At 70.3% G+C, this 22495-nt stretch carries 17 protein-coding genes; 4 read left to right on the top strand and 13 right to left on the bottom strand.

The genetic code is table 11. The features are described 5' to 3' along the window. The 8 genes from P1P70_RS18705 to P1P70_RS18670 form a co-directional block, all read right to left on the bottom strand. Positions 1–515 (bottom strand): GNAT family N-acetyltransferase (locus P1P70_RS18705; protein ID WP_319238976.1); only part of this gene is annotated, 515 nt, incomplete at its 3' end. 160 nt (positions 516–675) lie between these two features. Further along, on the bottom strand, positions 676–1530 hold the full coding sequence (locus tag P1P70_RS18700) for a GNAT family N-acetyltransferase (RefSeq protein WP_319238972.1): 855 nt from the start codon (positions 1528–1530) through the stop codon (positions 676–678). 191 nt (positions 1531–1721) lie between these two features. After that, entirely contained in the window at positions 1722–2879 is a 1158-nt protein-coding gene (gene ispG, locus P1P70_RS18695) for a flavodoxin-dependent (E)-4-hydroxy-3-methylbut-2-enyl-diphosphate synthase (protein ID WP_319109079.1), read from the bottom strand. A gap of 153 nt (positions 2880–3032) precedes the next feature. Further along, complete coding sequence (locus P1P70_RS18690; protein ID WP_319238969.1) at positions 3033–4337, bottom strand: site-2 protease family protein; 1305 nt, start codon at positions 4335–4337, stop codon at positions 3033–3035. After that, positions 4334–5626: a 1-deoxy-D-xylulose-5-phosphate reductoisomerase gene (dxr, locus tag P1P70_RS18685; protein WP_319238966.1), complete on the bottom strand. Its 1293-nt coding sequence runs from the start codon at positions 5624–5626 to the stop codon at positions 4334–4336. The genes P1P70_RS18690 and dxr overlap by 4 nt, the downstream gene beginning before the upstream one ends. 110 nt (positions 5627–5736) lie before the next feature. Continuing rightward, complete coding sequence (locus P1P70_RS18680) at positions 5737–5973, bottom strand: helix-turn-helix transcriptional regulator (RefSeq protein ID WP_319238963.1); 237 nt, start codon at positions 5971–5973, stop codon at positions 5737–5739. Between the two features lie 105 nt (positions 5974–6078). Continuing rightward, complete coding sequence (locus P1P70_RS18675; protein ID WP_319238960.1) at positions 6079–8019, bottom strand: acyl-CoA dehydrogenase family protein; 1941 nt, start codon at positions 8017–8019, stop codon at positions 6079–6081. A gap of 178 nt (positions 8020–8197) precedes the next feature. Then, positions 8198–9007 carry a GH12 family glycosyl hydrolase domain-containing protein gene (locus tag P1P70_RS18670; protein WP_319238956.1) on the bottom strand — a complete coding sequence of 270 codons (810 nt, stop codon included), beginning with the start codon at positions 9005–9007 and terminating at the stop codon, positions 8198–8200. Between the two features lie 315 nt (positions 9008–9322). Between P1P70_RS18670 and P1P70_RS18665 the strand changes: the two genes are divergently transcribed. The 4 genes from P1P70_RS18665 to P1P70_RS18650 all read left to right on the top strand — a co-directional run bounded on the left by P1P70_RS18665 (position 9323) and on the right by P1P70_RS18650 (position 15201). Then, entirely contained in the window at positions 9323–10336 is a 1014-nt protein-coding gene (locus P1P70_RS18665) for a LacI family DNA-binding transcriptional regulator (RefSeq protein ID WP_319238953.1), read from the top strand. Between the two features lie 79 nt (positions 10337–10415). Further along, the gene (locus P1P70_RS18660; RefSeq protein ID WP_319238950.1) at positions 10416–12467 is read left to right on the top strand and encodes a glycoside hydrolase family 31 protein; all 2052 of its coding nucleotides are present in this window, start codon (positions 10416–10418) and stop codon (positions 12465–12467) included. Between the two features lie 304 nt (positions 12468–12771). Continuing rightward, positions 12772–13857: an AI-2E family transporter gene (locus P1P70_RS18655; protein ID WP_319238947.1), complete on the top strand. Its 1086-nt coding sequence runs from the start codon at positions 12772–12774 to the stop codon at positions 13855–13857. 156 nt (positions 13858–14013) lie between these two features. After that, positions 14014–15201, top strand: a complete 1188-nt coding sequence (locus P1P70_RS18650) for a sulfotransferase (RefSeq protein ID WP_319238944.1) — start codon at positions 14014–14016, stop codon at positions 15199–15201. A 77-nt stretch (positions 15202–15278) separates the two neighbouring features. On the opposite strand, the gene P1P70_RS18645 is transcribed toward P1P70_RS18650, so the two are convergent. The 5 genes from P1P70_RS18645 to P1P70_RS18625 form a co-directional block, all read right to left on the bottom strand. Then, positions 15279–17756: a carbohydrate-binding protein gene (locus P1P70_RS18645; RefSeq protein ID WP_319238941.1), complete on the bottom strand. Its 2478-nt coding sequence runs from the start codon at positions 17754–17756 to the stop codon at positions 15279–15281. A 100-nt stretch (positions 17757–17856) separates the two neighbouring features. Further along, positions 17857–18627, bottom strand: a complete 771-nt coding sequence (locus tag P1P70_RS18640; RefSeq protein ID WP_319238938.1) for a carbohydrate ABC transporter permease — start codon at positions 18625–18627, stop codon at positions 17857–17859. 231 nt (positions 18628–18858) lie between these two features. Then, positions 18859–19785 (bottom strand): sugar ABC transporter permease, encoded by a 927-nt coding sequence (locus tag P1P70_RS18635; protein ID WP_319238935.1) that lies wholly within the window; start codon positions 19783–19785, stop codon positions 18859–18861. Positions 19786–19787: 2 nt separating this feature from the next. Further along, entirely contained in the window at positions 19788–21116 is a 1329-nt protein-coding gene (locus tag P1P70_RS18630) for an ABC transporter substrate-binding protein (protein ID WP_319238933.1), read from the bottom strand. A 135-nt stretch (positions 21117–21251) separates the two neighbouring features. Then, positions 21252–22289, bottom strand: a complete 1038-nt coding sequence (locus tag P1P70_RS18625) for a LacI family DNA-binding transcriptional regulator (protein ID WP_319238930.1) — start codon at positions 22287–22289, stop codon at positions 21252–21254. Positions 22290–22495 lie beyond the last annotated feature (206 nt).

Genomic DNA, 22495 nt, shown 5'->3' with positions numbered 1-22495 from the left:
GGCAGGGGGGCGCCCATCACCGCGTACGGCTTGGGGGCGCTGGGGAAGACGACCCGGCGGGCCAGGTCGGTGTAGCCGAGGGAGTGGTAGAGGCCGCGGGCCGGGCTGTCGACGTCGATCGCGGAGAGGATCGAACGGGGTTCGGTCGCGCTGTCGGTGATGGTGGTGATCAGCGCGCGGCCGACGCCGTGGTTCTGGTGGCGGGGGTGGACGTGCAGTTCGGTGATGACGAAGGAGTCGTCCAGCCAGTGGTCGTGGCCGAGGGCGCGGAGGTAGGGCTCTACGACGGTGGACCACCAGTGGGTGCGGTCGTTGGGCATGCCGTAGACGAAGCCGACGAGACGGCCTCCGGCCGTGGCCCCCAGTGCGCGGGCCCCCGGGTACGTCATGTGGCGGAGGACGATCTGGCGGCGGACGGCGACCTCGTCGGGGCCCAGGCCGAAGGCTACGGCTTGTACGGCTAGGGCCTCGTCTACGTGGGCGGAGAGGTCCAGGGGGCCGATGACGAGGCTCATGTTGCGGATGCTACAGGGGGGTTCGGGGTGTCTGCGGGGTGCGGGCTGGATGTGGCTGGTCGCGCCCACGCGGCGGAGCCGCACATCAACACGGCCCCGCGCCCCTCTTGGGGCGCGCACCTTGCCCGGCGTGCAGAAGGGAGCTTTCCGCGGCCGAACCTCAGAACAGCACGCTCATGAACGCGCCCACCTCTTGGAAGCCCACCCTCTGGTACGTGCGCCTCGCCGCGGTGTTGTAGTCGTTGACGTAGAGGCTGACCACGGGGGCGACGTCGGCCAGTGCGTAGCGCAGGACCGCTGCCATGCCGGGGGCGGCGTAACCCTGGCCGCGGTAGGCGGGGTTCACCCAGACGCCCTGGATCTGGCAGGCGCGGGAGGTCGCGGCGCCGATCTCGGCCTTGAAGACGACGCGGCCGTCGGCGTCGAGGCGGGCGAAGGAGCGGCCGGAGCCGACGAGTTCGGCGACCCTGGCCTGGTAGAGGAGTCCGCCGTCGCCGGCCAGCGGGGAGACGCCGACCTCCTCGGTGAACATCGCGACGCACGCCGGCATGATCGTGTCCATCTCGTCCTTGCGGATCCTGCGGACGTACGGGTCGGGTGTGACCTCGGCGGGGTCGGGCAGCCGGTCGGTGACCATGAGGGGCTGGTGCGAGCGGATTTCGCGGGCCGGGCCCCAGCTGGGTTCGAGGAGGCGCCAGAGCTGGGCGGTGGGTTCGGCGGGGCCGACGACCGAGGAGCAGCGGCGGCCGGCCCGGCGGGCGCGGTCGGCGAAGGCGCGCACGGCGCGGGGGGTGGCGCAGATGGGGACGAGGTTGGCGCCGGCGTAGCAGAGGGAGGTCAGGGCGCCGTCCTCGTACCAGCCCCACATCTCGCCGCCCAGCCGCCACGGGTCCAGCCCGGCGACCTGGACGCGGGAGGTCACGAAGGCGTTCGCGACGGGGTCTCGGTCCAGGACGGCGAGTGCGGCGTCCAGGTCACTCGGTTCGAGGACCCTGGTGGTGGTCTGGGTCAACACGTGCGGGGGCCTCACCCTGGGGTCTGCGCTGGTCTCCGCACGATACCCTGCCGGGCTGGGCGGGGGGCGCCTCAGAACTCGGGGGCTCCTGTGCGTTGGCGGGTACGGGTACGTCGTGGCTTGTCGCGCAGTTCCCCGCGCCCCTGAAGATGGCCCTGCCGGGCCAATCTCCAGAAGACGCCAAGTCCTCCTCAGCCCGCCACCGCCACCGTCGGTTCGCCCGAGGTGATGCCGTCCGCCTCCATCTGTTCGGCGATCTTCATCGCCTCCTCGATGAGGGTCTCGACGATCTTGGACTCGGGGACGGTCTTGATGACCTCGCCCTTGACGAAGATCTGGCCCTTGCCGTTGCCGGAGGCGACGCCGAGGTCGGCCTCGCGGGCCTCGCCGGGGCCGTTGACGACGCAGCCCATGACGGCGACGCGGAGGGGGACCTCCATGCCGGTGAGACCGGCGGTGACCTCTTCGGCGAGCTTGTAGACGTCGACCTGGGCCCGGCCGCAGGAGGGGCAGGAGACGATCTCGAGGCGGCGCGGCTTCAGGTTCAGCGACTCCAGGATCTGGTTGCCGACCTTGATCTCCTCCACCGGCGGGGCGGAGAGGGAGACGCGGATCGTGTCACCGATGCCCTCGGAGAGGAGCGCGCCGAAGGCGACGGCCGACTTGATGGTGCCCTGGAAGGCGGGGCCCGCCTCGGTGACGCCGAGGTGGAGGGGGTAGTCGCACTGGGCGGCGAGCTGGCGGTAGGCGTTGACCATGACGACCGGGTCGTTGTGCTTGACCGAGATCTTGATGTCGCGGAAGCCGTGCTCCTCGAAGAGGGAGGCCTCCCAGAGGGCGGACTCGACGAGCGCCTCGGGGGTGGCCTTGCCGTACTTCTGGAGGAGGCGGCGGTCGAGGGAGCCGGCGTTGACACCGATGCGGATCGGGGTGCCGTGGTCGTTCGCCGCCTGGGCGATCTCCTTGACCTTGTCGTCGAACTGCTTGATGTTGCCCGGGTTGACGCGGACGGCGGCGCAGCCGGCCTCGATCGCGGCGAAGACGTACTTCGGCTGGAAGTGGATGTCGGCGATGACCGGGATCTGCGACTTCCTGGCGATCACCGGGAGGGCGTCGGCGTCGTCCTGTGTCGGGCAGGCGACCCGGACGATCTGGCAGCCGGAGGCCGTCAGCTCGGCGATCTGCTGCAGCGTGGCGCCGATGTCCGACGTACGGGTCGTGGTCATCGACTGGACCGAGACCGGGGCGTCCCCGCCGACCGCGACGGACCCGACCTGGATCTGCCGGCTCTTGCGGCGCTCGGCGAGCTTGGTCGGAACGGACGGCATGCCGAGAGAAATCGCAGTCATCTGCTGTGCAACCCCAAGTTGTGGATCAGGATCGGGTCCCGGTACGGGCGGGCTCCAGGCTTCGAGATTACGGCACCGGCACGGGCCCGAGCACATCACCGTCCGGCCGGGCCCACTGTGCGAGTGTGCCCGGCCGCCGTGAACCGCGGGTGACTACGAGATGCGCACCGGGTTCACGAGGTCCGCGATCAGGACCAGGAGGGTGAAGCAGACGAAGATGCCTGCCACGACGTAGGCGACGGGCATCAGCTTCGCCACGTCGAACGGGCCGGGGTCGGGCCTGCGCAGCAGCTTCGCCGCGTTGCGGCGCAGCGACTCCCACAGGGCGCCCGCGATGTGGCCGCCGTCGAGCGGGAGGAGCGGGAGCATGTTGAACAGGAAGAGGGAGAGGTTGAAGCCGGCCAGCAGGATGAGGAAGCTGGCGAGCTGCTGGGTGGCGGGGATGTCCATGGTGAAGATCTCGCCGCCGACGCGGGCCGCGCCGACCACGCCCATGGGGGAGTCGGCCTCGCGCTCGCCGTCGCCGAAGGTGGCGTCCCAGAGGGCGGGGACCTTGGAGGGCAGGGCGAGCAGTGACTCGACGCCGTTCTCCATCATGTCGCCCATGCGGTCGACCGACTCGCCGAAGGAGAGCGGGACGATGCCGGCGGCGGGGGTGAAGCCGAACCAGCCGGCGGAGACGTACTTGTCGGCGACGTATCCGCCGTTGCCGTCGGTCTTGCTGACCTGGTTCTTCACCAGGGTGGCGGTGAGGTCGAGCTCCTTGCCGTCGCGGTCGACGGTGACGGTGACCTGCCGGCCGGGGTTGGAGCGGATGTCGGACTGCAGGGCGGCCCAGTCGTCGACGGGCTCGCCGTTGAACGCGACGATCTTGTCGCCCGGCTGCAGGCCGGCGGCCTTGGCGGGGGCCTCCTCGTCGCCGGTCCGGCACTTGGAGCGGTTCTCGCTGGCCTCGATGACGCAGTCCGAGACCTTGCTGACCGTGGTCGTCTGGGTCTGCGCGCCGAAGGTCATCATCACGCCGACGAAGATCACGACGGCCAGGATCAGGTTCATGAAGGGGCCGGCGAACATGACGATCACGCGCTTCCACGGCTTGCGCGTGTAGAAGAGGCGCTTCTCGTCGCCGGGCTGGAGCTCCTCGAAGGAGGCCGCGCGGGCATCCTCGATCATCACGCGCCACGGGGAGGTCGAGCGGCTCTCGATCCGGCCGTCCTCGCCGGGCGGGATCATGCCGATCATGCGGATGTAGCCGCCGAGCGGGATGGCCTTGACGCCGTACTCGGTCTCGCCCTTCTTCTTCGACCAGAGGGTGGGTCCGAAGCCCACCATGAACTGGGGCACGCGGACGCCGAAGAGCTTGGCGGTCGAGAAGTGGCCCAGCTCGTGCCACGCGATCGAGAACGCCAGGCCGATCACGAAGACCACTATGCCGAGGATGAACATCAGGGTCGTCATGCACGGGCCTCCGCGGTCGTCCGCTCGGTGGGTTTGCCGGTCGAGGTGGTCGAGGTGGTCGAGGTGGTCAGTTCGCGGGCCCTGGCTCGCGCCCAGGTCTCCGCTTCGAGGACGTCCGCCACGGTGAGGGAAGTTCCCGCCGCGGGGGTGCCGTGCTCCTCGACGACCCGCGTGACGGTCTCCATGATCGCGTCGAACCGGAGACCGCCGTGCAGGAACGCGTCGACGCACTCCTCGTTCGCCGCATTGAACACCGCCGGGGCGGTGCCCGCGAGCTCGCCCACATGCCGGGCGAGCCCGACGGACGGGAACGCGTCGTTGTCGAGGGGGAAGAACTCCCAGGTGGACGCCTTGGTCCAGTCGAAGGCGGGCGCGGCGTCGGGGACGCGCTGCGGCCAGCCGAGGCCGATGGCGATGGGGCCGCGCATGTCGGGGGGCGTCGCCTGGGCCATCGTCGATCCGTCCGTGAACTCAACCATCGAGTGGACATACGACTGGGGGTGCACGACGACCTCAATGCGGTCGAAGGGAATGTCGTAGAGGAGGTGCGCCTCGATGACCTCCAGGCCCTTGTTGACGAGGGTCGCGGAGTTCACGGTGATGACCGGGCCCATGGCCCAGGTGGGGTGCGCGAGCGCGTCGGTGGGCGTCACGTCGGCCAGTTCCGCCTTCGTACGGCCGCGGAAGGGGCCCCCGGAGGCGGTGACGACCAGCTTGCGCACGTCGGCGCGGGTGCCGGAGGCGAGGGCCTGGAAGAGGGCGGCGTGCTCGGAGTCGACCGGGATGATCTGACCCGGCTTCGCCACGGCCTTCACCAGCGGGCCGCCGACGATGAGCGACTCCTTGTTGGCGAGCGCCAGGGTGCGGCCCGCCTCCAGGGCGGCGAGGGTCGGGGCGAGGCCGATGGAGCCGGTGATGCCGTTGAGCACGGTGTGGCAGGCGGAGGCGGCGAGGTGGGTGGCCGCGTCCGGACCGGCCAGGATCTCGGGCAGCGGCTCGGCCGTGCCGTACGCCGTGGTCAGGGCCTCGCGCAAGGCCGGTACGACGTCCTCGCGGGCGACGGCGACGGTCCGCACCCGCAGGCGGTGCGCCTGCTCGGCCAGCAGCTCCACCCGCCCTCCGGCGGCGGAGAGCCCGGTGACGCGGAAGCGGTCCGGGTTGCGCAGGACGAGGTCGATGGCCTGGGTGCCGATCGATCCGGTCGATCCGAGGATCACTACGTCCCGTACGCCGTCGACCGGGTCGTAGACGAGATGCGGATCGGCGAGAGGGGCTGGACTGTCGCTCATCCCCCCATTGTGGCCGCATCCGGTGCCCGCCAGGACCGCGCGTCCCCTGTCGGGGTGCCGGACCGTCGTTCGAACCCTCGGCACTTGTGGTCGCCCAGGCGGGCCGACGCTCAGTCGGCCACCAGTTCCGCGAGCGCTACATCGAGGACGTAGGAGATCAGCAGCAGATCGTCGAGGCTCATGTCGTCGACACCCCGCTCGACTTGGTCGATCCGGCTGGGGCCGAGTCCTGTCGCTCTGCCAAGATCCTCCAGGCTGAGTTTCTGTGCTTCCCGCGCGGCGCGGATATTCGCTCCCACCGCACGAAGACGGTCGACGAGCCCGTCGGGCGAGGTATCGGATGGCATGGGCGCACTCTATTCCGCGTGATCGTCACTTGAGCTTCGCCTGGATCGGACCAGCCTCCACCGCAGGGTCGGGCTGCCCCCTTCGTGAGGGGGCAGCCCGTGGTGTCACCGGATGCGGCGGTGGACGTTCTCCTTCTCGCTCTCGCCCGGGGTGGCGTCCGCGATCCAGGGGCCTTCGCCCGAGGGGTCGATGACGCCCTGCTCCAACCATTCGTAGGCGCCGCCCAGGACGCCCTTGACCACCTTGTGGTCGATGTCGTCGGTGTTGGTCCACAGGCGGCCGAAGAGTTCCTCGACGCGGATGCGGGACTGGCGGCAGAAGGTGTCGGCCAGTTGGTAGGCCTCGCGGCCGTGGTCGGTGGTGGTGCGGAGCAGTTCCGCCCGGACGACGGCCGCGCTCATCGCGAAGAGTTCGGCGCCGATGTCGACGATCCGGCCCAGGAAGCCCTGCTTGGTCTCCATGCGGCCCTGCCAGCGGGACATCGCGTAGAACGTGGAGCGGGCGAGCTTGCGGGCGCCCCGTTCGACGTAGCGCAGGTGGGTGGCCAGGTCCGGGTGGCCCGCCGGGTGGAAGTCGCCGAAGGTGCGCGGGAGTTGGCCCGGGCCGGCAACCAGTTTCGGCAGCCACTTGGCGTAGAAGACGCCCGCGTTCGCGCCCGCCTTCGCCTTGTCGGAGAGGGACTTCTCCGGGTCGATGAGGTCGCCGGCCACGGTGAGGTGGGCGTCGACGGCCTCGCGGGCGATCAGCAGGTGCATGATCTCCGTGGAGCCCTCGAAGATCCGGTTGATGCGCAGGTCGCGCAGGATCTGCTCGGCGGGGACGGCCCGTTCGCCGCGCGCCCGGAGGGAGTCGGCGGTCTCGAAGCCGCGGCCGCCGCGGATCTGGACCAGCTCGTCGGCGATCTTCCAGCCCATCTCGGAGGCGAAGAGTTTGGCGAGGGCGCCCTCGATGCGGATGTCGTTGCGGTCCTCGTCGGCCATCTGGGAGGAGAGGTCCAGGACGGCTTCGAGGGCGAAGGTGGTCGCCGCGATGAAGGAGATCTTCTGGCCGACGGCCTCGTGGTGGGCGACCGGCTTGCCCCACTGCTCACGGGCCGCCGACCACTCACGGGCGATCTTCAGGCACCACTTGCCGGCGGCCACGCAGGACGCGGGCAGGGAGAGCCGGCCCGTGTTGAGGGTGGTCAGGGCGATCTTGAGGCCCGCGCCCTCAGGGCCGATGCGGTTCGTGGCGGGGACCCGGACCTGGTGGAAGCGGGTGACGCCGTTCTCGATGCCGCGCAGGCCCATGAAGGCGTTGCGGTTCTCGACGGTGACGCCGGGTGAGTCGGATTCCACGACGAAGGCCGTGATGCCGCCCTTGTGGCCTTCCGACTTGGGCACGCGTGCCATGACGACCAGGAGGTCCGCGACCACGCCGTTCGTCGTCCACAGCTTCACGCCGTCGAGGACGTAGTCGTCGCCGTCGGGGACCGCCGACGTGGCCAGTCGGGCGGGGTCGGAGCCGACGTCGGGCTCGGTGAGGAGGAAGGCGCTGATGTCGGTGCGGGCGCAGCGCGGGAGGAACTTCTCCTTCTGCTCGGGGGTGCCGAACAGTTTCAGCGGCTGCGGTACGCCGATCGACTGATGCGCCGAGAGCAGCACGCCGATGGCCGGGCTGGCCGAGCCGACCAGGGCGAGCGCCTTGTTGTAGTACACCTGGGTGAGGCCGAGGCCGCCGTACTTGGGGTCGATCTTCATGCCGAGGGCGCCGAGTTCCTTGAGGCCGTTGATCACCTCGTCGGGGATCCGGGCCTCGCGCTCGATGAGGGCGCCGTCGACCTTCGTCTCGCAGAACGCGCGGAGCTTGGTCAGGAACTGCTCGCCGCGCCGGACGGCCTCGTCGGTGGGCATGGGGTGGGGGTGGATGAGGTCGAGACGGAACCGGCCCAGGAACAGTTCCTTGGCGAAGCTGGGCTTGCGCCAGGCCTGCTCGCGGGCGGCCTCCGCCACCTGGCGGGCCTCACGTTCGGTGACGACGGGTTTCTTGAGGGGTGGGGCGGACATGAGGCTCACCTCGCCGCGAATCGGGATCTTGTACCGGATGGGTACCTGAATGGTTACCGATGGGTGCTACTCGATCGTTGGTACCCGATCCGGGACGACCCCGCCACCCCTCGCGTGCGCGATCGGCTCCCTTCCGCCCTCCTCCCGCACCCCCTTCGAGCCCTGAGGAACGACGCGCTCAGCCGATGTTCACCGAGTACGCCTTCGTGTCCAGGCGCCCGGTTCCCTTGAAGACCTCGGTGCCCGCCTCGATGCCGGAGACGTACTTGTCGTTGCCCAGCAGCTTGCGGCGGACCAGGGCCTGGGTGAAGTCGTCCAGGTTCAGGGTCGCCTTGGTGGTGTTGGTGCGGCGGACGAAGGAGAACACCTTCCAGCCGATGTCACCGGTGTAGATGTCCCACATGGCCCCGCCGAGGCTGACGCTGCCGTACCTGGTGCCGAGCGGGCCCGCGCCGCCCTGCCGGTTGAGCCAGATCATGACCTCGTCGGTGGGCTGGTCCTGCCAGTCGGCGGTGTTCTTGGAGTGCAGCCACAGGTCGTAGGCGACGTTCATGGTGCCGGGGTTCGAGCTGACCGAGAACTCCCAGCTGGTCCGCACCGGCTTGCGGTCGCCGACCCGGACGGGCAGCTGGGTCGCCGCCTTGTCGACCTTCCAGCCCCAGTGCCAGCCGAGCACGCTGCTCGCGTACGACTTCACGTCGTGGTCCTTGCCCGTGGCGCTGTTGGCCAGGCTGTAGCTGGTGCCCCACGAGATCGTCGAACCCGACCGGGAGTCGTCCCAGACGCACTGGGTGCCGGTGGCCTTCTCGCGGTTCCAGACGTTGTTGTTCACGTAGTACTTGCCGAGCGTGATCGTGTCGAAGTCCGTGCACTTCCTGGCCTCCTCCCCCGCCATCGCCACGGTCACGGAGGCCCCGACCGCGAGAGCGGTGACGACGGCCGCGCCGATCTTGGCGGTACGGGTCAGGCGGGGGCGACGGTGTTGCATGGGGTTCCTTCCGGGGGCGGTGCGGTTACGGGTGCTGGTCGCCGCCGGACCCTCCAGAAGTTGCCGCCGAGTCCTAAACTGGGGGCGGCAAGAGCGCCCTGAAGGGGCGCGGGGAACTGCGCGAGAAGCCCCACGGAACCGCAGTCGCCACCCCACACCCTCCCCCACTACCCCTTGAGGTTCACGGCGAATTATCGAAGCGCTTCGACAACCTATGGACACCCACTCAGCGCCGGGCTACTGTCGAGCCACCCTCACTCGCCCGGTTCAGAAACAACGCGCAGTCGAAGCGCTTAAACACGCTTGGAGAGCTGGATGGTCACCCTCGCCGAGGTCGCCCAGCACGCCGGAGTCTCGGCGAGCACGGTGAGCTATGTCCTCAGCGGCAAGCGGTCCATCTCCGCCGGTACCCGGCAGCGGGTCGAGCGGAGCATCCAGGAGCTCGGCTACCACCCGAACGCGGGGGCCCGCGCCCTGGCGAGCAACAGGTCGAACATCGTCGCCCTGATGGTCCCGCTGCGCACCGACATGTACGTCCCGGTGATGATGGAGATCGCCATCGCGGTGGCCACCACGGCCCGTACGTACGGCTACGACGTGCTGCTGCTCACCGGTGAGGAGGGCCCGGACGCGGTGCGCCGGGTCACCGGCAGCGGGCTCGCCGACGCGATGATCCTGATGGACGTGGAGCTCGACGACGAGCGGCTGCCGCTGCTGCGCGGCACCGACCAGCCGTCGGTGCTCATCGGACTGCCGGCCGACAGCAGCGGTTTGACCTGCGTCGACCTCGACTTCGGGGCGACGGGCGCGCTGTGCGTGGAGCACTTGGCCATGCTCGGCCACCGCGACATCGCGGTCATCGGCGAGGCACCCGCGGTGTACGAGCGGCACACCGGTTTCGCCGAGCGCACCCTCGACGGACTGCGTTCCCGGGCAAGGGAGTTGGGCCTGCGCGTGCTGCACCGGCCCTGCGAGGGCGGCTACGACGCGATGGCCGCGACCCTGGCCCGGATCTTCGACGAACGGCCCGGCACCACGGGGATCGTCGTGCAGAACGAGTCCGCGGTGGAGCCGCTGCTCGCGCTGCTGCGGCAGCAGGGGCGCGCGGTACCGGAGGACGTCTCGGTGATCGCGGTCTGCCCGGACCAGGTCGCCGTGCAGGCCTCGGTGCGGCTGACGTCCGTGGCCATCCCCGCCCAGGAGATGGGCCGCCGGGCCGTGGAGCAGCTGGTCGCCAAGCTGGAGGGCCGGGACACCGACGAAGTGGTGCTCCTCGCCCCCGAGTTGACGGTTCGCGCGAGCACGGGGCCGCTGTCCCACACCGGCTGAGCCGACGTCGTAGTTCCTCTTCCGCTTCCTCCTTCGCTCCGCCCGCCTTCCTTCACTCCTCCCTTCCAGGAGACCTCTCGTGAATCAGCCTGCCGAGAACCAGACCCCGACGGGTGCGGTCAGCCTCGCCCAGTCCTCCCCCACCGTCGGCACGTTCCGTGAGCGGGACGGTGCCCTGGAGTGGAGCGGACGTCAGGAGACCCTGCGGATCGAGCCCTGGGGTCCGGACGCGGTCCGGGTCCGCGCCCGCCTCGGCGGCCCGGTGCTCGACGGACTGCCGGGCGCCCTGCTCGACGAGGCCGAGTCCACCGAGAGCAGCGTCAAGATCGAGGACGGGCTCGGGCGGCTGATCGTCGGCGCGCTGACCGTCGAGGTGAACGCGGAGGGCCTGATCCGCTACAGCCGCACGGCCGACGGCGCCGAGCTGCTGTCGGAGGCCCGCGCCCACTTCTGGTGGCCCGGCTCGCGCCTCTACACGGCCGTCGGCAACGGCTACCACCGCCTGGAGCAGCGGTTCGCCGCCTACGACGACGAGAAGCTGTACGGCCTCGGGCAGCACCAGCACGGGCGGCTCGACCAGAAGGGGCTGGTGCTGGACCTGGTGCAGCGCAACGCGGAGGTCGGCATCCCGGTGCTGACGTCCAGTCGCGGCTACACGCTGTTGTGGAACAACCCGGCGATCGGCCGCGTCGAGTTGGCCGGCAACGGCACCCGCTGGGTCGCCGACTCGGCCCGGCAGATCGACTACTGGATCACCGCCGGCGATCCGGCCGCCGCGCAGCGCCGCTACAGCGCGGCGACGGGCCGTACGCCGATGCTGCCCCAGTGGGCGGCCGGGTTCTGGCAGTGCAAGCTGCGCTACCGCACCCAGGACGAACTCCTCGCTGTGGCACGGGAGTACAAGCGGCGGGGCCTGCCCATCGACGTCATCGTGTGCGACTTCTTCCACTGGACGCATCTGGGCGAGTGGAAGTTCGACCTGAGCGAGTGGCCCGACCCGGCGGCCATGGTCCGGGAGCTGGACGAGCTGGGCATCAAGCTGGTGGTGTCCGTGTGGCCGTCGGTGTCGCCGCTGAGCGAGAACCACCCCGTGATGGAGCAGCGCGGGTACTTCATCGGGACGCAGTACGGCCCGATGGCGCACGCCGACTGGCCGGACAAGGAGGTCGCGTCGACGGTCCAGGTCGCCTTCTACGACGCGACGAACCCGGAGGCCCGGGAGTTCGTGTGGTCGCGGGTGAAGGAGAACTACCTCGACCGGTACGGCATCGACGCGTTCTGGCTGGACGCCTGCGAGCCGGAGCTCAAGCCGGGCTTCCAGGAGAACCTGCGCTACTGGGCGGGGCCCGGTCTGGAGGTCGGCAACATCTATCCGGCCGAGAGCGCGCGCACCTTCTACGAGGGGCTGCGGGCGGCCGGCGAGGAGGAGATCGTCTCCCTCAACCGGTCGGCTTGGGCGGGCAGTCAGCGGTGGGGGGCCGCGCTGTGGTCCGGTGACATCGGGACGGACTTCCCGACCCTGCGGCGGCAGATCGCGGCGGGGCTCAACACGGCGTTGTCCGGCATCCCGTGGTGGAACACGGACATCGGCGGCTTCCACGGGGGCGACCCCGACGATCCTGCGTACCGCGAAGTGATGGTCCGCTGGTTCCAGTTCGGGGCGTTCTCGCCGCTGATGCGGCTGCACGGGTTCCGGGAGCCCGGGATGCCGCTGGGGCCGGACATGACCGGCGGCCCCAACGAGGTGTGGTCGTACGGGGAGGAGGCCGGGGCGATCCTGGAGGCGTATCTGCGGCTGCGGGAGCGGTTGAAGCCGTATGTGCTGCGGGTGATGCGGGAGGCCCACGAGGAGGGACTGCCGGTGATGCGGCCGCTGTTCCTGGAGTTCCCCGAGGACGAGCGGGCCTGGTCCGTGGACGACGCGTATCTGTTCGGGCGGGATGTGCTGGTGGCGCCGGTGCTGGAGGCGGGGGCGACGGTCTGGACGACGTACCTTCCGGCGGGGGCGCGGTGGACGGACGCGTGGACCGGGGAGACGTACGAGGGGGGTCAATCGGTGACCGTCGACGCGCCGCTGGAGCGGATCCCGTTGTTCCTGCGGGACGGGGTGTCCTTGCCGATCGCCGAGTAGCGCGCCTGTGGTGGGGGTCGCGTGCGGGGGCGACTCCGGGGACGGCTCTGCGGCGTCCCGGTCTACGCTATGGCGCCACGGCCATCCCATGATCCTCAGGGGGTGTGCGCGACCCCTGAGTGAGCGGAGATGACAGAGGATGAACAGCCGTACGGGAGACTCTCGCGCAGTACGCGGGGGGCGGCCCGGTCGTGGGCGCGGGCCCGCGCGCAGACCGGTTCATCGGACGCGTACGACGATACGTACCACCGGCGGATACGGCGGCTACGCCGGGCCCGGCGGGTACGTGGATGCTCCGGGGGCGGTGCCGGCGCCCTCGGAGCCGGTCGCCCCCCGGGGTTTCCTGCCGGGGCCCGCGCGGCACATCGCCGTCTGGAGCGCGCTCACCCTGCTGGTGACGGGTGTGGTGTACGTGGGCGTGTGGATCTGTGTGACCTTCCAGACGGCGGTCACGCCGCTGCTGATCGCGCTGCTCGGTACGGCACTGCTCGGCCCGCTGTACCGGCGGCTGGTGGCGATGCGGTTCAACAGGTCCCTCGCCGCCGGGCTGACCTGCGCGGCCGTGCTCGTGGTGATGGGCGGGGCCGCGTACATCGTGGTGGCCGCGCTGATCGACACCGGTGACCAGATCATCTCCTCGCTCCGGGACGCGGCGAAGTCGCTCAGTGAGGAGTTCGGGCTGGCGGGGACGTCGTTGGACGACCTCGCGAAGAACGCCAGGCAATTGCTGTCGAAGTTCGGCGGCACCGCGGCCTCGGGTGTGCTCTCCGGGGTCAGCGCGGTCAGTGAGTTCGTGGCCAGCGCGGTCCTGGCGATGCTGCTGATGTTCTTCTTCCTGCGGGACTCCGACAAGGCGGTCGCGTCCCTGCACTCGCTCGCGCCGCGCGGCTCCGGTGACACCCTGGAGGTGATGGCCCGGCGCGCGTTCCGGGCGATCGAGGGCTATATGCGGGGGACGACACTCATCGCCTTCATCGACGGTGCCCTGATCGCCGTCGGCCTGCTGATCCTTCAGGTGCCGGGCGCGGTGGGGCTCGGCGCGCTGGTGTTCGTGGGCGCGTACATCCCGTATCTCGGCGCGTTCCTCTCCGGCGCGGTGGCGATCCTGGTCGCGTTCGCGGACCGTGGCCTCGTGACGGCGCTGTGGGCGGTCGGGGTCGTCTTCGCGGTGCAGCTGATCGAGGGGAACGTGCTCCAGCCGATGATCCACAGCCGGACCGTGCAGATGCACCCGGCGGCGATCCTGCTGGCCCTGACGGCGGGCGCCTCCATCGCCGGCATCCTCGGCATGCTGCTGGCGGTGCCGCTCGTCGCGGCGGCCACCGGGGTGCTGTCGGAGCTGCGGGCGCGCTACGGGGACGGGCAGGGGGCGCCTGTCCCGGTGGAGTAGGGACGACGCGACGGTCCCGGGGCCCGCGCCGGGCACCGGGACCGTCGGCGGACGCACAGGTGAACGTACCGGGGACCACTCCCCGTTTATGCTGGGGGTCCCAGCCGGTCCGACGAGACGCGCGCCGTCCGTCGCCCTCCCGGAAAGGACACACCTGTGCCCTCCACGCCGTCGGCCCTCGCCCTGGCCAATCTCTTACTCCGGCCCACGCTCCGTTCCCGTCGCGATCCGGACCGGGTTTTCGCGCGGATCCTCGACCGGGCCGGGTGGGCGGAGGGTGACGAGGACTTCGTGGACGGCTTCCGGGTCCTGCTGCGCGAGTGGGCGCAGGACCCGGGTCTGTCCCCGGTCGGCTGGCAGTCGGCGCAGGCCCACGCCCGCCGGCATCTCACCGACCGGGCCCGGATCCGGCGGCTGATCGCCGAGAACCCGGCCATCGGGGAGGAGCCCGTCGAGCGCCCGGTGTTCGTGGTGGGTCTGCCGCGCACGGCCACGACGCTCACCCACGGCGTGCTCTCCCTCTCGGACGACCATCGCTGCCCGCGGCTGTGGGAGTTGCTCGCTCCCGGTCTCGAACCGTCTCCCGAGCAGCGGCGGAAGGCCATCACGTCGGCGCGCCGGATGCTCGACGGCACCCATCGGCTCGCTCCGCGCTTCCGTGAGATCCACCCCATGACCGCCGAGGGCCCGGAGGAGGACACGTTCCTGCTGCCGCACGCCCTGGTGCCGCTGTCGCAGGCGCAGCTGCCGCGCTACCACGCCTGGCACTTCGAACGGGACTTCGTCCCCGACTACCGCCGCCTCAAGCAGGCGTTCCAGGTGCTCCAGTACGGCCGCCCGCGCCGCCGCTGGATCCTGAAGTCCCCCTTCCACACCGGCAATCTCGATGCCCTGTTCTCGGTGTTCCCGGACGCCACGCTGGTGTGGACGCACCGTGATCCGGTGACCGCCGTCGCCTCGTTCTGCAGCCTGGTCGAGGTGGGCATGGTCCTCTCCCGCCGCACGGTCGACCCGCACCACCTCGGCGCCACCTGGCTGGACCTGCTGAGCCGGTCGGTACGGCGGGGCCTCGCCGCCCGGGCCGACCTCCCCCGCGAGGCGGTGGTGGACGTGCCGTACTCCTCGCTCGGCACCGACCCGGCCGCGGGCGCCCCGAAGCTGTACGAGGCCATCGGCGCCCGCTGGACCGAGGCCGACGCCGCCCGGCTACCGCAGGCCGCCGCCCACTCCAAGGGCAGCCGGCCGCACCGCTACGACCTGGCCCGCTACGGTCTGACCCGCGAGGGCGTCGAGGCCGAGTTCACGGAGTACAACGCTCTGCGGGCCGAGGTCGACCGGGCCTGAGGACGGTGAACGCGCGGGGCCTCGGCCACCGACGGGGGAAAGGCTCCCCCACCGGCGGCCGAGGCCCGGTGTCCGTCCTAGCCGACGACCCGGCCCACCTCGATCCGGTCGATGTTCGGCGCCCAGGCGCCCGCGTTGCCGAAGGTCACCTTGTTGGCCCCCTTCTTCAGGTCGACGGGGACGCCCACGGTCCAGTAGTCGTCCCAGCCCCAGGTGTTCTTGAAGGTGACCGTGCGCGGTGCGCCGTCCCCGACCGTGATGTCCGCCGTGCGGGACATGATGTCGGTGTTGTAGGCGTGGCCGTTGTCGCGGCGGTCGTTGTGCGCGTAGTGGACGACGAGGACGTAGCGGCCCGGGGTCGGGGCGTTCACCGTGAACTCGGCGGTGGAGTCCGCGCTGTTGCCGAGCCAGCCGATGTACGAACCGGCCGAGGCGTACGCGGAGTCCACGAGCTTGGCCCCGCCCGCGAGCGTGGCCGTGGCGCCCTCGTACGTCAGGGTCCCGGTGGTCGAGCCGGCGCCCGTGACGTCGAGGGCGCGTACGGCGGTGTGCTTGGCGGTCGCGGTGATCCGGTTGTTGCCCGCGACCAGGTAGAGCCGCAGCGGCCGGTCGGGCACCGCGGCCACCGACTGGCCGTGCAGGGCGAGCGTCACCGGCGCCGACGCCCGGGGCACCACCCGGTAGTAGCCGTCGCGCGGGGCGTACACGTCGAAGACCGCCTTGTCGCCGGAGCGCAGCACGAGCGCGCCGGTGCCGACACCGGCCGAGGAGGAGTAGTCGTACGACGGCTTCCCGCTGACGTCGGCGAGCGTGGCCTCGTAGGAGGCGGCGGGTTCGGCGGTGCGGGCGGTGAGGTCGATCCGGTCGAGGGTGACCTCGGTGGCGCCCTTGGCCAGCGTCAACCGGTGGGTACCCGCCGAGAGTCGGACGGTGAGGTCCTTCTTGGCGCGGTAGGTCCAGTTCTCGGTGGAGGGGTAGGTGACCGTGACCGGTTCGCCGCCGTCGACGGAGAGTTTCTGGGTGGCCGGGGTCCCGGACTGGTTGCCGTAGAGGATCGCCAGGTCGTAGGTGCCGTCCTTCGGGACGGACACGGTGAAGTCGACCTTGCTGCCGGGCTGGTTGAGGGAGCCGACGTCCTTGGTGCCGGAGGCGGCGTAGCCGTTGGCGTTGCTGACCGTGCCCTGGGTGTAGACCTTGCCGTCGGTGATGGCGGCGTCCTCGGCCTCGTAGGAGGCGGTCCAGGGGACGGAGGGCCTGGTCGGGGTACCGGTGCCGCCCGGGGTGAGGACGACGCGGTAGGCCGACATCTTGTGCAGGCCGCGCAGCGGGACGGTGACCGTGCCGTCGTCCGCGATCCGCACCTTGGTACGGGTCAGGACTCGCGGGGCCGCGTGCTGACCCTCGTAGCCGGACCAGGCGGCCTCGGCGACGGTCGCGGTGACCGTGCGTCCGAAGAGGGAGCGGGGGACCTTCCGGACCACGACGTCCGTGTCACCGGCGGAGCCGCCGAGGATGACCTGGGCCTGGCGGCGGGAGGTGTCGAGGGAGGCGAGGCCCTGGAGGGTGTCGACGGTGTTCGCCTGCGGCGGGGTGACCTTGACGGTGTTCCCGGTCAGGCCCGCGTACCAACGGAACAGCCACCAGCCGCCGTTGGGAATGTTGGAGCGGACGACGTTGCCGTCCATGTTGCCGGCCGCGTCCCAGTAGGCCTGGTTGGCGAACACCTTGTTGCGCTCGAACATCGAGACCCACTGGACGAGTTGGCCCGGGACGGAGAGGTCGCGGCGGTTGGCGTACTCGTCGATGTTGATCTTCAGGGGCTTGATGCCCAACTGCCGTTCGATGGAACGGTAGTTGTCGTAGTGGCCCTGGAAGTCGCGCAGCGAGCCGGAGCCCAGCTCATGCCAGGTCATGATCTGCGGCAGGACGTTCTCGCGCTGGGCGAAGGCGAGGAAGTCGGTGATCAGGCGGGTGTGGTAGGCGGCCTCGTTGGGGCCGGCGATCCGGGCGTGGGGGTCGATGGCGCGGATGCGCTGGTAGACCGTCTTCCAGTCGCGGAAGAAGCGGTCGCGGTTGATCTCGTACTGCGCCTGGTCGGCGACGTCGAGCTTATACCAGATCTGGTCGGGCTCGTTGAACGGGATGTAGACGAAGCGGTCGCCGTTCGGGTCCGCCGACACCTCCTTGACGATCTTGTCGACCTTGGGGAGGTAGTCGTCGATGCCGAGGTCCTCGTAGGGCCACTTGGCGTAGATGTCCTGCATCATCACGTTGATCTCGCCGCCGCCGTTGCGGAAGAACGACTTGGAGACGGTGAGCGCGTCGCCGTTGGGGTGCTGGGCGCCGCCCTCCGGCTTCTGCGAGATGCTGGTGATCTTCAGCGGTGCGAGGGCCGCGTCGCTGGGCACCCCGTCGTCGCTGAGCCCGTACAGCGCGCCGTTGGCGCCGCGCATCACCGGGCCCTCGGAGGCCGAGAGGTCGACGGTGAGGCGCTGCGGGTCGGCGGCCGCTGCCGCCGCTGCCGATCCGGTGGCGGGGAGGGTGCTGCCTGCCATGGCGGTGACTCCAAGTAGTGCTGTGACCAGGGCGGTTCTGGTACGGGCTCGCAGGGGGGTGCTCGTACCGGTGTGGGGGCTCACGCTGCTGGACCTCCGGTCATTTGACGGCTCCACTGGTGATTCCGGACACGATCTTTCGCTGGCCGACGAGGAAGACGGCGACCATCGGCAGGCTCATCACCACGACGTACGCGAAGACGAGATGCCAGTTGTTGAGGTAGAGCTGGGCGCTCGCGACCTTGTAGAGGTTGAGCGGGAGGGTCGCCCGGTCGCCGCCGCCGAGGACGAAGAAGGCGTAGAAGATGTCGCTCCAGGCGTAGAGCATCACCATGATCGTCGCGGTGGCGATGACGGGCCGGAGGAGCGGGAGGACGATCCGGGCGAAGATCCGCAGCGGCTTCGCGCCGTCGATGCGGGCCGCTTCCTCCAACTCCATCGGGATGGCGCGGATGAAGCCCGTCATGAAGAAGATCGACGTGGAGAGGTACATCCCGGTGTAGACGGCGATCATTCCGGGCCGGGTGCCCGCCAGGCCGAGCTGCCGCAGCTCCATCACGACGGTGATGACCGCGGGCGGCAGCAGCAGCCCGCTGATGCACAGGGCGTACGCCGCCGAGACCAGCTTCGACTTGCGGCGGGCGAAGACCCAGGCGGCGCCCGCGCCGAGGATCAGCACGAGGACCACCGAAGGGACCACGACCAGCAGGGAGTTGAGGAGGCCGCGCAGCATCTCGCCCTGGGCGACGGCGTCCTCGTAGTTGGCGCCGGGCTGCCAGTGCGCCGGCGGGTCCAGGTTCGGCCTGATGGCCTCGGCCTGCGGCTTGGCGGAGGTGACGAGGACCAGCCAGAGCGGAATGGCGACAGCCACGGCGGCAAGGGCGACGACCAGAGCGGGGCGCCCAATGCGCCACAGGCGTGGGCCGACGGCTGGTACGCTCCGTGATGTGCTGAGCGAGAACCAAGCCAGCACATCAACCTCCCTTCTTCGGGGACCGGGCTGGTTCCAACCCGGCTGGTGTTGATCGTGTGAGTCTCGATCGCTCGTCGAGTGGTCGAGCAACGTGAGCCAGAAATCCTTCTCGCCCGCGAGGAGGAGGGTTCAAAGCAGCTGCTCCCTTCGCCTCAGGCCGAAGACCAGCGGAACCGCCAGTGCCGCCACGATGAGGAAAAGCACCAAACTCATCGTGGCGGCCTGCGCGTACAGGCCCTGGCCGAAGATCCGGAACATGTAGATGTTGAAGACCTCGGTGGAGGCGGCCGGCCCGCCGCCGGTCGTGGCCTGCACGATGTCGAAGGTGTTCATCGAGCCGATGAGCGCCGTGGTGACGTTGAAGGTGAGCGCGGGTGCCAGCATCGGCCAGCGCACCGACCAGAAGGTCCGCCAGGGCCCGGCCCCGTCCATCCGCGCGGCTTCGAGCATGTCGCCCGGGATGCCCTTCAGTCCCGCCAGATAGATCAGCATCGACAGGCCCATCCACTTCCAGCCGTGGATGAGGGTGACCACGACGAGCGTCCAGGTCGTCGAGCCCAGCCAGGGGATGTCGGTGCCCAGGACCGCGTTGACGGCGCCGTCCTGGTCGAGGAGCGCCTGGAAGACGTACCCGGTGGCGAGGGCCGAGATCAGCACCGGCAGGAAGAAGACGGCACGGAAGAACCGGTTGAAGCGGGTGTCGTCCTCCAGCAGCAGCGCCAGCACCAGCCCGAAGGCGTTCTGGAAGACGGCCGCGAGCAGCGCGTACAGCAGGGTGGTGCGGATCGCGCGGACGAGGGTGCCGTCGTCGGCGATGGTCGTGAAGTTGTCGAGGCCGGTGAAGGCGATGTCCGGGTGGTACGAGGACCAGTTGGTGAACGGGTAGTAGAAGTTGAGCAGGTTGGGCACCAGGAAGAAACCCGCGAAGACGACGATCGCGGGGAGCGCGAACCACCATGGGTGGTGCACGGCGGCGCGGGGCAGCCGCCCCACGCCCTTGAGTGCGCCTGGCGCCGGCGCCTGCTTGCGCGCGCTGCGTACGACTGTGTTCGCCATGGCTAGAAACCGGGCGCGCCCTGGGCCTTGGCCACCTGCGCGAACTGGTCCTGGATGGCCTGGGCGACCTGCTGCGGGCTCTTCTTGTCGAAGAGCATGTCGGCGAGGTAGAGGTGGGTGTCCGGGGCGACGATCGCCTTGGCCTGGAAGACGCCGATCGCCGTGGGCAGGGCCGCGACCTGGGCCTTCGACGCTTCGGGCAGACCGTCCGGGGTCGGCACGGACGGCTGCACGGACGGGATCTTCATCGCCTTGATGTAGTCGGCGTAGTCGGGGCCGAGCCAGAAGGCGAGGAACTGCCGGGCCGCGTTCTGCCGCTTCTCGTCACCGGTCCTGAACGCGACGACACCGTTGGTCTGGTCGGGCGAGTACAGGCCGGTGGCCGCCGAGTTGGCGACCGGGAACCAGCCGATCCTCTTGTCGATCTCCGCCGTGGAGTACTTGGCCTGCAACTGGCTCTGGAAGGAGGTGACGTTGAGGACCATGCCGGCCTCGCCCTTCCACAGGGCGTCGGCCTGCCCGGTGAAGGTGCCCGTCCGGTAGTTCTTCTGGGCGAGTCCGGCGTCGAGCAGCTTGTCCTTGTACTTCTTGATCGCGCCGACCACGACCGGGTCGGTCCACTTCTCCTTGTTCTCGTTCAGGCCCGCCCACCACTGCTTGTCGAGGTCGGTGAGCTGCACCTGCATCTGCCACTGGAGGGGCCACTTGTCGCCGCCGGCCTCGTAGAAGGCGGCCGCGTCCGTGTCGTCGACGACCTTGTGGCCGAGGGCGAGGAGTTCGTCGTAGGACTTCGGGAAGTCCTTCTCGGTGATGCCGGCCTGCCGGAAGACGTCCTTGTTGTAGTAGACGCCGAGCATGGCGGGGCTCGTGACGATGGCCGCGTACCGCTTGCCGTCGATGCCCCCGAGCGACTTCTCCGTGTCGCCGAGCTTGGAGACCCACTCCTCACCGTCGAGGGTGAGCAGGTTCTGCTGCGGCTGGATGAAGGGGAGCGTGGAGACGGAGGGCTGCCAGAACATCAGGTCGGGGCGGTCGCCGGAGGCCAGTTTCGTCGGCACGTTCGACTCGTAGGGGTCCGGGACGGCCTGGGTCTCCACCTCGGCGCCGGTGGCCTTCTCGAAGGCCTCGATGACCTGGCGCGGCGCGGTGACCGTGTTCTGCGCGGTCCACATGGTCAGCTTCACGCCGTCGAGCCGGGCGGTGGGATCGACGGCCGTCCGCCCGGTGTCCGAGTCCGTGCCGGAGCTCCCGGCCGTGGGATCGCTGCACGCGGTGGCGGCCAGGCCGAGGGCGCATATGAGGGCCAGCGTCGGGAGAGCTCTTGTTTTCATCACGTGCCTTTCGAGAACAACAGGTGGTTCAGGGCAGGGCAGGATGCGGAACAGCTGTGCACATGCGGGGAGTTCGGGTGGGGTGCCCGCAGGCGTCGAGCGGAGTGTCCGTGGTGGCTGGGGGCACCGGGAGGTTCAGGCCCGCGCGGGTGGGGGCCCGACGCTCTCCCGCACCACCAGTTCCGGTACGGAGACGGGGTGCGGGGCGATCTGCGCGGACTCCTCGACCACCCCGTGCAGCAGGGCGAACGCGGCCCGCCCGAGTCCGGTGAAGTCCAGGCGCACTGAGGTGAGGGACGGGGTCAGGTAGGCGGAGTGCGGGGCGTCGTCGAACCCCGCGACACTGACCTCCCCCGGCACGGACCGCCCGGCCTCGTGCAGCGCGCGCAGTACGCCGAGCGCGAGGTCGTCGTTGCCGCAGAGGATCGCGGTGACCGCCGGGTCCCCGGCCAGTCGGCCACCTGCGGCGTGACCGCCCGCCGGGCCCCAACTGCCCTGCACCGGACGGGGTTCGGGCGCCCCGGCCTCCCGGAGCGCCTGCCGCCAGCCGGTGGTACGGGCGCTGGTCCGCCGGGTGCTGGACGGGATCGCGACATAGTGCACGGTCTCGTGGCCGAGGGAGAGGAGGTGGCGGGTCGCCTCGTACGCGGCCTCGCGGTCGTCGGTCCACACCCACGGGCGGTCGCCGCCGGGCGGGGCCGCCGGAGTCTCCACCACTCCCACGACCGGGAGTTCGGCGGGCACGGCACCGAGGGCCGCGACACCGGCCGGATCGTAGGCGATCACGATGAGACCACCGCCCGCGTCCGCCGCGCGCTGCACCTCGGCGGCGACCGCGGTCTCGTCCGCCGATTCGAGGACACCGATGCCGACCGCGTACGACGCCGACCGCGCCGCCTCCTCGATGCCCTGGAGGATCGAGGCGTAGCCGTAGTGCGTGGTGTTCGCGGTCAGGACGGTCACCGCCCGGCTGCGGCCGCTGGCCAGCGCGTGCGCGGTGGCGTTCCGCCGGAACCCCAGCTCGTCGATGGCGGCCTGCACCCGCTCGCGGGTCGACTGCTTGACGCTGGGGTGGTCGTTGATCACCCGCGAGACCGTCTGGTACGAGACCCCGGCGGCGGTCGCGACGTCCCGGATGCTCGCAGGGCGCCTTGTGTGACCGGTCACATTCATGTCAGGATTGTGACCGGTCACACAGCAGGCGTCAAGAGAACGTAACGAGAGATTCGCGTGGGCGCCTCCGGCTGCGGACGGCCCACGGGCAGGTGACTCGGACGGCTCGGGAGGGGAAGCGACGTGGACTCGGGTGCGAACGACTTCGGTGGGAGCGGTCCGACGGGCGGCCGGAGGGGCGGGGCGACGGGTGGCCGGGCGGGAGA

This window comes from Streptomyces sp. MB09-02B (assembly GCF_033794485.1).
Classification (GTDB): Bacteria; Actinomycetota; Actinomycetes; order Streptomycetales; family Streptomycetaceae; genus Streptomyces.
This window is presented reverse-complemented; position numbering and strand designations above follow the sequence as displayed.

Coding starts and splice junctions, on each gene's coding strand:
- ispG (WP_319109079.1), bottom strand. CDS start 2,879: ATGACTGCGATTTCTCTCGGCATGCCGTCCGTTCCGACCAAGCTCGCC.
- P1P70_RS18690 (WP_319238969.1), bottom strand. CDS start 4,337: ATGACGACCCTGATGTTCATCCTCGGCATAGTGGTCTTCGTGATCGGC.
- dxr (WP_319238966.1), bottom strand. CDS start 5,626: ATGAGCGACAGTCCAGCCCCTCTCGCCGATCCGCATCTCGTCTACGAC.
- P1P70_RS18680 (WP_319238963.1), bottom strand. CDS start 5,973: ATGCCATCCGATACCTCGCCCGACGGGCTCGTCGACCGTCTTCGTGCG.
- P1P70_RS18675 (WP_319238960.1), bottom strand. CDS start 8,019: ATGTCCGCCCCACCCCTCAAGAAACCCGTCGTCACCGAACGTGAGGCC.
- P1P70_RS18670 (WP_319238956.1), bottom strand. CDS start 9,007: ATGCAACACCGTCGCCCCCGCCTGACCCGTACCGCCAAGATCGGCGCG.
- P1P70_RS18665 (WP_319238953.1), top strand. CDS start 9,323: ATGGTCACCCTCGCCGAGGTCGCCCAGCACGCCGGAGTCTCGGCGAGC.
- P1P70_RS18645 (WP_319238941.1), bottom strand. CDS start 17,756: ATGGCAGGCAGCACCCTCCCCGCCACCGGATCGGCAGCGGCGGCAGCG.
- P1P70_RS18635 (WP_319238935.1), bottom strand. CDS start 19,785: ATGGCGAACACAGTCGTACGCAGCGCGCGCAAGCAGGCGCCGGCGCCA.
- P1P70_RS18630 (WP_319238933.1), bottom strand. CDS start 21,116: ATGAAAACAAGAGCTCTCCCGACGCTGGCCCTCATATGCGCCCTCGGC.
- P1P70_RS18625 (WP_319238930.1), bottom strand. CDS start 22,289: ATGAATGTGACCGGTCACACAAGGCGCCCTGCGAGCATCCGGGACGTC.